Genomic DNA, 7,190 nt, shown 5'->3' with positions numbered 1-7,190 from the left:
GACCACGGCGCCGACCCCGAACACGAGGCCCGCGACCGGCAGCAGCCAGCTCACCGGCCCGATCCGCGCGGCCTCCGGCGGCCCCGCGTGGCCCAGGAGCGCGAGGCCGCCGAGCGTCAGCGCCGCCGCGACCGCAAGCGCGCTCAGGAAGCCGAGCAGCTGGCCGGCGTCGCCGAGGATCAGCAGGTCGCGCCAGGCGCGCACCAGCGACAGCTCTCCGCGCTGCAGGGCGACGCCGAACACGATGCCGGCGGCGAGCGCCCAGGCGCGGGGCAGCAGGCCGCCGTCATGGAAGGCGAGGGCGGCGGTGGCGAGCGAGGCGGCGGCGATCACAAGGCCGGCCGCCCGCGGCCGCGGGACCGAAAGGTGCTTCGGGAGAAGCGGCCGCGTCACGCGGCGGCCGCCTCCTCATAGTCCGCGCTCGCCGCGAGCCATGTCTCTTCGGCTTCGGAGAGAGCGCGGGCGACCTCGTCGCGCCTGCGGCCGAGCTCGGCCGCCTTCTGCGGCTTCGACGGGAAGCCGCCGCCGGCGGCGAGCTCGCCGTCGATGCGCTCCAGCTCCTGGGCGCACTGGCCCATCAGCTCCTCGAGCGCGGCGATCTTCTTCTTCAGCGTGCCGGCGTCGGGCCGCTTCGCGGCGGCCTCGGCGGACTTGCCGGTGCCGCCGCCGGGCTTCTTCGAGGCGCGGCCGGAGCCTTCGGCCGAGAGGATGAAGCGGCGGTAGTCGTCGAGGTCGCCCTCGAAGGCCTGCACGTCGCCATCGGCCACCAGCCACAGCCGGTCCGCGGTGGCGTCGAGCAGATGGCGGTCATGGCTGACGAGGATGACCGCGCCCGGAAACTCGTTGAGCGCCTGCGCGAGGCTCTCGCGGCTGTCGATGTCGAGATGGTTGGTCGGCTCGTCGAGGATCAGCAGATGCGGGCCCTCGAACACCGCCAGGCCGAAGGCGAGGCGGGCCTTCTCGCCGCCCGACATCTTGCCCACCACCGTGTTGGCGCGGTCGCCCGTAAAACCGATCTGCGCGACCTTGGCCCGCACCTGCGCCTCGTTGGCGGTCGGCATCCGGGCGCGGATGTGGTCGTAGGGCGTGCCCTCGATGTTGAGGTCCTCGACCTGGTGCTGGGCGAAGAAGCCGACGAGGATCTTCTCCGACTTGTTGACCCGGCCGGAGCTCGGCTGCAGGCGTCCGGCGAGCAGTTTTGCGAAGGTCGACTTGCCGTTGCCGTTCGAGCCGAGCAGGGCGATGCGGTCGTCGGGGTCGATGCGCAGCGACAGCTTGTGCAGGATGGTGCGGTCGCCATAGCCGACCGACACGCCGTCGAGCGCGATCAAGGGCGGCGCGAGCTCCCGGTCGGGCTCGGGGATCCGGAACGGCACGACGCTGCGCTCGATGACCGCCGCGATCGGTTGCATCTTGGCCAGACGCTTGACGCGCGACTGCGCCTGGGTGGCCTTGGAGGCCTTCGCCTTGAAGCGGGCGATGAACGCCTCGAGCCGGGCGCGCTCCTCGGCCTGCGCCTTGGCGGCCTTCTGGTCGAGCGCGAGCTTCTCGCGCCGCATGCGGTCGAACGCGTCGTAATTGCCCTTCCACACGGTCAGCTTGCCGTTGTCGAAGTGCAGGATGTGGTCGACCGAGGCGTTCAGCAGGTCGCGGTCATGGCTGATGACCAGCACGGTGCGCGGATATTTCGCCAGATAGTCCTGCAGCCAGAGCGTGCCTTCGAGGTCGAGATGGTTCGTCGGCTCGTCGAGCAGCAGCAGGTCGGGCTCGGAGAACAGCACGGCCGCGAGCGCGACGCGCATCCGCCAGCCGCCGGAGAAGTCGGAGCAGGGGCGCTGCTGCGCCGCCTCGTCGAAGCCGAGGCCCGACAGGATCTTGGCGGCCCGCGAGGGCGCCTCGTAGGCGTCGATGTCGATCAGCCGGGTGATGATGTCGGAGATCCGGTCGGGATCGGTCGCGGTCTCCTGCTCCTTGAGGAGTGCGGCCCGCTCGAGGTCGGCCGCGAGCACCACGTCGATCAGCGCCTCGGGCCCGGAAGGGGCCTCCTGCGCGACGCGGCCGATGCGCGTGCCCTTGGGGATCGAGACGGAGCCGTCGTCCGGATGGAGGTCGCCGGCGATCAGCTTGAACAGCGTGGTCTTGCCGGTGCCGTTGCGGCCGACCACGCCGACGCGCGCTCCGTCCGGCAACGCGGCGGTCGCATGATCGAGCAGCACGCGTCCCGCGACGCGGCAGGTGAGGTCGTTGACGTGGAGCATGACGGCCTCCTTGTGCCGCGTGCCTTGCTGCGCCGCAAGAGGCGCAGGCGCGGAGCCGGTCTGCCGGGAAGGCGAGGGGGGCTTTCGCGAGCGCCGGCTTTCCCCTCCCGTCATGCCCGCCTTCGCGGGCATCCACGACTTACCTTCCAGCCGCGCCGCCTTACGCCCAAGTCGTGGATACCCGGCCTGCGGCCGGGCATGACGGTCGAGGGTCGGGCGCTTTCCCTTGCAGACGCGCGTCATCCGCCGGGTCGCACGGCTCAAATCCTTCATCCGGTTCAAACAGCGACAGCGGAAGGCGCGGAGCGCCGGGCCACCGTGGTTTTACGCGTATTTTGGCCGGTCGCCCGGCGCTCCACGCGCGGCGGCTTGTCATCAGCTGGCGGAAGCCGCGCTCCGGTCGCGGGCGGCCCGTTCTCCCTTGCGGGGTCGGTCCCTTTGCGGATTTTTGGCCTTGCCGCTCCCGAGGAAGCGCCGAAACCCAAAACCCCTCCCGCGCCTTAAGGCGCTCGACGGCGCGGCCCCGTCCTAGTGCGGGGCGGGCGGCCTATGATCCCGGTGGGAAGCAAGCTTCCCACTAGGCCCGCAGCCGACGTCCCGGGACCGCAAGCTCCGGTGCTCGCAGGCGCAGGCGCCGCTCCTCCCCCGCATGGCCGGCCGGTCCGGACACGCCTCCCTGCCGGGAGAGGACAGGCGGAGGAGAGCACAGGGGAGGCGGGATGTCAAGGAATAAAAGCCTAATAGGGCGAACCCAACCTCAGCCGTCATGCCCGCCTTCGCGGGCATCCACGACTTCCTTCTCAAACGCGCCGCCTTACGCCCAAGTCGTGGATACCCGGCCTGCGGCCGGGCATGACGGGTGGGGGCGCCGCCTCTTATCCCTCCTCACGCGCAGCGTGGGGAGGGTGGCCCTTCGCGCAAGCGAAGGGTCGGGTGGGGCTCTCGGGCGTACCGCTCTGTCCTCAGAACACCCCACCCGGCCGGCTGCGCCGTCCACCCTCCCCTCTGCGGGGGAGGGTGGAGCGCCCTTCGCCCGCCGGCGCCATCAGGCCTTCAGCGCGCAAGAACATATCGACAAACGTCGAAACATCGATATTCTTCCGGGCGAGAGACGTCCATGACGTCGGAGAACCCCGTGGCGTCAACCAATCCCGAAATCCCGCAGCGCGAAGCGGTCGCGCTCGACGCCCTGGCGGCGCTTGGGCAGGCGACCAGGCTCAGGATCTTCCGGCGGCTCGTGGCTGTGGCCCCGGAGCCGGTCGCGGCGGGCGCGATCGCGCAGGCGCTCGGCTGCCGGCAGAACACGCTCTCGACGCATCTCGCGATCCTCGCCCGCGCCGGCCTGATCGTCGGCGTTCGGGAGGGGCGCTCGATCCTCTACCGCGCCAATTTCGACGGCATGCGGGGGCTGGTGAGCTACCTGCTCGAGGATTGCTGCAAGGGACGGCCGGAGGTCTGCGCTCCGGTTCTCGACGCGCTCGCGGGCCGCTGCGGCTGCGAGCCGGCGACGGATCCGGGGGCCTGACGATGTCGCTGTTCGAACGCTGGCTGAGCCTCTGGGTGGCGCTGTGCATCGTGGCCGGGGTCGCGCTCGGCTACGCCGCGCCCGGCCTGTTCCGGGCGATCGGCGCGGCCGAGGTCGCGCGCGTCAACCTTCCGGTCGCGCTGCTGATCTGGTTGATGATCGTGCCCATGCTGGCGAAGGTCGACTTCGCCGCGCTGCGCGGGGCCGCGGCGCACTGGCGCGGCGTGTCGGTCACGCTGTTCGTGAACTGGGCGGTGAAGCCGTTCTCGATGGCGCTGCTCGGCTGGCTGTTCATCGGCTGGCTGTTCCGGCCGTGGCTGCCCGCCGACCAGATCGACAGCTATGTCGCCGGCCTGATCCTGCTCGCCGCCGCGCCCTGCACGGCGATGGTGTTCGTGTGGTCGAACCTGACGCGCGGCGACCCGCTGTTCACGCTCAGCCAGGTCGCGGTCAACGACGCGATCATGATCGTCGCCTTCGCGCCGATCGTCGGCCTGCTGCTCGGCCTGTCGGCGATCGCCGTGCCATGGGGCACGCTGGTCCTGTCGGTCGGCCTCTACATCGTGGTTCCGGTCGTGGCGGCGCAGCTGCTGCGGCGGCGGATGCTGGCCTCCGGCGGCCGGCCGGCGCTCGATCGCCTGCTCGCCCGGCTGCAGCCGGTCTCGCTGGTCGCGCTGCTCGCGACCCTCGTCCTGCTGTTCGCCTTCCAGGGCGAGCAGATCGTGGCCCAGCCGCTGGTGATCGCGCTGCTCGCGGTCCCGATCCTGCTCCAGGTCTATTTCAACGCCGGGCTGGCCTATCTGCTGAACCGGGCGAGCGGCGAGGCGCACTGCGTCGCGGGTCCCTCCGCGCTGATCGGCGCCTCGAACTTCTTCGAGCTCGCGGTCGCGGCCGCCATCAGCCTGTTCGGCTTCACCTCGGGCGCCGCGCTCGCCACCGTGGTCGGCGTGCTGATCGAGGTTCCGGTCATGCTGTCGGTCGTCGCGGTCGTGAACCGCTCGAAGGGCTGGTACGAGGCGGGCGGCGTCCGGGCGCCCGCGCCCGCGGCCCGAAACTGAGGAGGACGCGATGAGCGAAGCCGTCACCATCTGGCACAACCCCGCCTGCGGGACCTCGCGCAACACGCTGGCGATGATCCGCGCCGCCGGCGTCGAACCCACGGTGGTCGAGTATCTCAAGACGCCGCCTTCGCGGGAGGAGCTCGCCAAGGCCATCTCCGACGCCGGGCTCACGCCCCGCCAGGCGGCGCGCGAAAAGGGGACGCCCTTCGTCGAGCTCGGCCTCGGCGACCCGTCCGCGACCGAGGATCAGATCCTCGACGCGATGCTCAAGCATCCCGTCCTGATCAACCGCCCCTTCGTGTTCACCTCGCGCGGGGTGCGGCTCTGCCGGCCGTCGGAGCTCGTGCTCGACATTCTGCCGACGCCGCTGCCCGGCGACTTCACCAAGGAGGACGGCGAGATCGTGAAGGGACAATCCGCGTGACCGACCTCCCGAACCTCGACGAGGCCTGCTTCCGGCCGATCGACCCGGCGGCGCTGACGGCGCCGCGCTCGACCCACAAGCCGCGGGTGCTGCTGCTCTATGGGTCGCTCCGTCCGGTCTCCTACAGCCGGCTGCTGACGCTCGAGGCCGAGCGCCTGCTGAAGCGCTTCGGCTGCGAGACGCGGGTGTTCGACCCCGCCGGCCTGCCGCTGCCGGACGACGCGCCGGCCGACCACCCGAAGGTCGCCGAGCTGCGCGAGCTGTCGCTCTGGTCGGAGGCGCAGGTCTGGACGAGCCCCGAGCGCCACGGCGCGATGACGGGGGTGATGAAGTCCCAGATCGACTGGATCCCGCTCGCGGTCGGCTCGGTGCGCCCGACGCAGGGGCGCACGCTCGCGGTGATGCAGGTCTCCGGCGGCTCGCAGTCGTTCAACGCCGTCAACCAGATGCGCGTGCTCGGCCGCTGGATGCGGATGCTGACCATCCCCAACCAGTCCTCGGTCGCAAAGGCGTTCCAGGAGTTCGGCGAGGACGGCCGGATGAAGCCGTCCGCCTATTACGACCGGGTGGTCGACGTGATGGAGGAGCTGGTGAAGTTCACGCTGCTCACCCGCGACCTCACGGACCAGCTCACCGACCGCTACAGCGAGCGCAAGGAGAGCGCCGCGGCGCTCGAGGCCAGGGTGGATCTGAAACGCGCCGTCTGAGGCGGGCCGGCCTAGCCGGCCTTCAGCCGCCGCGCGACTTCCGGGGCGAAATAGGTCAGCACGCCGTCCGCCCCGGCGCGCTTGAAGGCCATCAGGCTTTCCAGCATCGCGAGCTCGCCGTCGATCCAGCCGCGCTCCGCCGCGCCGCGGATCATCGCGTATTCGCCTGAGACCTGATAGGCGTAGGTCGGCATCCTGAAACGGTCCTTGAGGCGCCAGACAATGTCCAGATAGGGAAGGCCAGGCTTCACCATCAGCATGTCGGCGCCCTCGAGCAGGTCTAGCTCCGCCTCGCGCAGCGCCTCGTCCCCGTTCGCCGGATCCATCTGGTAGGTCTTCTTGTCGCCGACGAGCGCCTTGCGGGTGCCGATCGCGTCGCGGAACGGGCCGTAGAAGGCCGAGGCGTATTTGGCCGCGTAGGACATGATCTGCACGTCGGCGAAGCCGGATTCGTCGAGCGCCCCGCGGATCGCGCCCACCCGGCCGTCCATCATGTCCGAGGGCGCGATCACGTCCGCGCCGGCCGCCGCCTGCGCCAGCGACTGCCGCGCGAGCGCAGCGACCGTGGCGTCGTTGAGGATGCGGTCGCCCTCCATCAGCCCGTCATGGCCGTGGCTCGTGTAGGGGTCGAGCGCGACGTCGGTGATGAGCCCGATGTTCGGCACGGCCGCCTTCAGGGCGCGCAGCGCCCGGCACACCAGATTGTCGGGATTTTCCGCCTCGGAGCCCTCGGGGTCGCGGCGCGCGGGGTCCGTGTAGGGAAACAGCGCGACCGCCGGGATGCCGAGCCGCGCGGCCTCCTCGACGCTGCGCACCGCCTCGTCGACGGTGAGGCGGTCGACGCCGGGCATCGCCGCCACCGGCTCGCGGCGCTTCTCGCCCTCGATCAGGAAGATCGGCCAGATCAGGTCGTCGACCGTCAGCGTGTTCTCGCGGGTCAGCCGGCGCGACCAGTCGGCGCGGCGGTTGCGGCGCAGCCGGGTCGGCAGGTCGAGCGTGCCGTCCGCGGGGCGCGGCGCCTCTCCGATCGCGCGGCGCTTGCCGATCGTCTCATGCATAGTCGCGGCCTCCTGGTCGGGGCGCATCGCCGCCCGTCATCCGCCGGGCGGCCTCGTCCGATGCCGGGGACATAGCACCCGGAACGGCCCTCAGACAGGGGAGGGGCGCAGACGCGGCGCCCGCCTGACGCAGGGCGGGCGCGTTGCGCCGGACGGG

At 71.2% G+C, this 7,190-nt stretch carries 6 protein-coding genes and 1 pseudogene; 4 read left to right on the top strand and 3 right to left on the bottom strand.

The genetic code is table 11. From position 1 onward, the window contains the following. Together ACIKT0_RS10350 and ACIKT0_RS10345 are read right to left on the bottom strand one after the other, a co-directional pair. Nucleotides 1–393: pseudogene (locus ACIKT0_RS10350) on the bottom strand (YeeE/YedE thiosulfate transporter family protein); the annotation flags it as partial. Then, the gene (locus ACIKT0_RS10345) at nt 390–2,258 is read right to left on the bottom strand and encodes an ABC-F family ATP-binding cassette domain-containing protein (protein ID WP_407105271.1); all 1,869 of its coding nucleotides are present in this window, start codon (nt 2,256–2,258) and stop codon (nt 390–392) included. The gene ACIKT0_RS10345 and the pseudogene ACIKT0_RS10350, both read right to left, overlap by 4 nt. A gap of 1,117 nt (nt 2,259–3,375) precedes the next feature. Between ACIKT0_RS10345 and ACIKT0_RS10340 the strand changes: the two genes are divergently transcribed. The 4 genes from ACIKT0_RS10340 to arsH are packed head-to-tail and all read left to right on the top strand — an operon-like array spanning nt 3,376 to nt 5,975. Next, the gene (locus ACIKT0_RS10340) at nt 3,376–3,783 is read left to right on the top strand and encodes an ArsR/SmtB family transcription factor (RefSeq protein ID WP_407105270.1); all 408 of its coding nucleotides are present in this window, start codon (nt 3,376–3,378) and stop codon (nt 3,781–3,783) included. A 2-nt stretch (nt 3,784–3,785) separates the two neighbouring features. Further along, nucleotides 3,786–4,841, top strand: a complete 1,056-nt coding sequence (gene arsB / locus ACIKT0_RS10335; protein WP_407105269.1) for an ACR3 family arsenite efflux transporter — start codon at nt 3,786–3,788, stop codon at nt 4,839–4,841. A 10-nt stretch (nt 4,842–4,851) separates the two neighbouring features. Next, nucleotides 4,852–5,268, top strand: coding sequence for an arsenate reductase (glutaredoxin) (gene arsC, locus ACIKT0_RS10330; protein ID WP_407105268.1), 417 nt, complete (start codon nt 4,852–4,854; stop codon nt 5,266–5,268). Continuing rightward, nucleotides 5,265–5,975 (top strand): arsenical resistance protein ArsH, encoded by a 711-nt coding sequence (gene arsH, locus ACIKT0_RS10325; RefSeq protein ID WP_407105267.1) that lies wholly within the window; start codon nt 5,265–5,267, stop codon nt 5,973–5,975. The genes arsC and arsH overlap by 4 nt, the downstream gene beginning before the upstream one ends. A gap of 11 nt (nt 5,976–5,986) precedes the next feature. Here the strand turns inward: arsH and hemB are convergent, their stop codons facing one another. After that, a complete protein-coding gene (hemB, locus tag ACIKT0_RS10320; RefSeq protein WP_407105266.1) occupies nt 5,987–7,033 on the bottom strand; it encodes a porphobilinogen synthase in 1,047 nt (348 codons plus the stop codon). Nucleotides 7,034–7,190 lie beyond the last annotated feature (157 nt).

It is taken from the genome of Hansschlegelia beijingensis (genome assembly GCF_045505405.1).
GTDB lineage: Bacteria > Pseudomonadota > Alphaproteobacteria > Rhizobiales > Methylopilaceae > Methylopila > Methylopila beijingensis_A.
Note: the sequence above shows the minus strand (reverse complement) of the source record. Positions and strands in the feature narration are given on the sequence as shown.

Excerpts from the sequence above, each read along its gene's own strand:
- ACIKT0_RS10345 (WP_407105271.1), bottom strand. The coding sequence starts at position 2,258 with ATGCTCCACGTCAACGACCTCACCTGCCGCGTCGCGGGACGCGTGCTG.
- ACIKT0_RS10340 (WP_407105270.1), top strand. The coding sequence starts at position 3,376 with ATGACGTCGGAGAACCCCGTGGCGTCAACCAATCCCGAAATCCCGCAG.
- arsB (WP_407105269.1), top strand. The coding sequence starts at position 3,786 with ATGTCGCTGTTCGAACGCTGGCTGAGCCTCTGGGTGGCGCTGTGCATC.
- arsC (WP_407105268.1), top strand. The coding sequence starts at position 4,852 with ATGAGCGAAGCCGTCACCATCTGGCACAACCCCGCCTGCGGGACCTCG.
- hemB (WP_407105266.1), bottom strand. The coding sequence starts at position 7,033 with ATGCATGAGACGATCGGCAAGCGCCGCGCGATCGGAGAGGCGCCGCGC.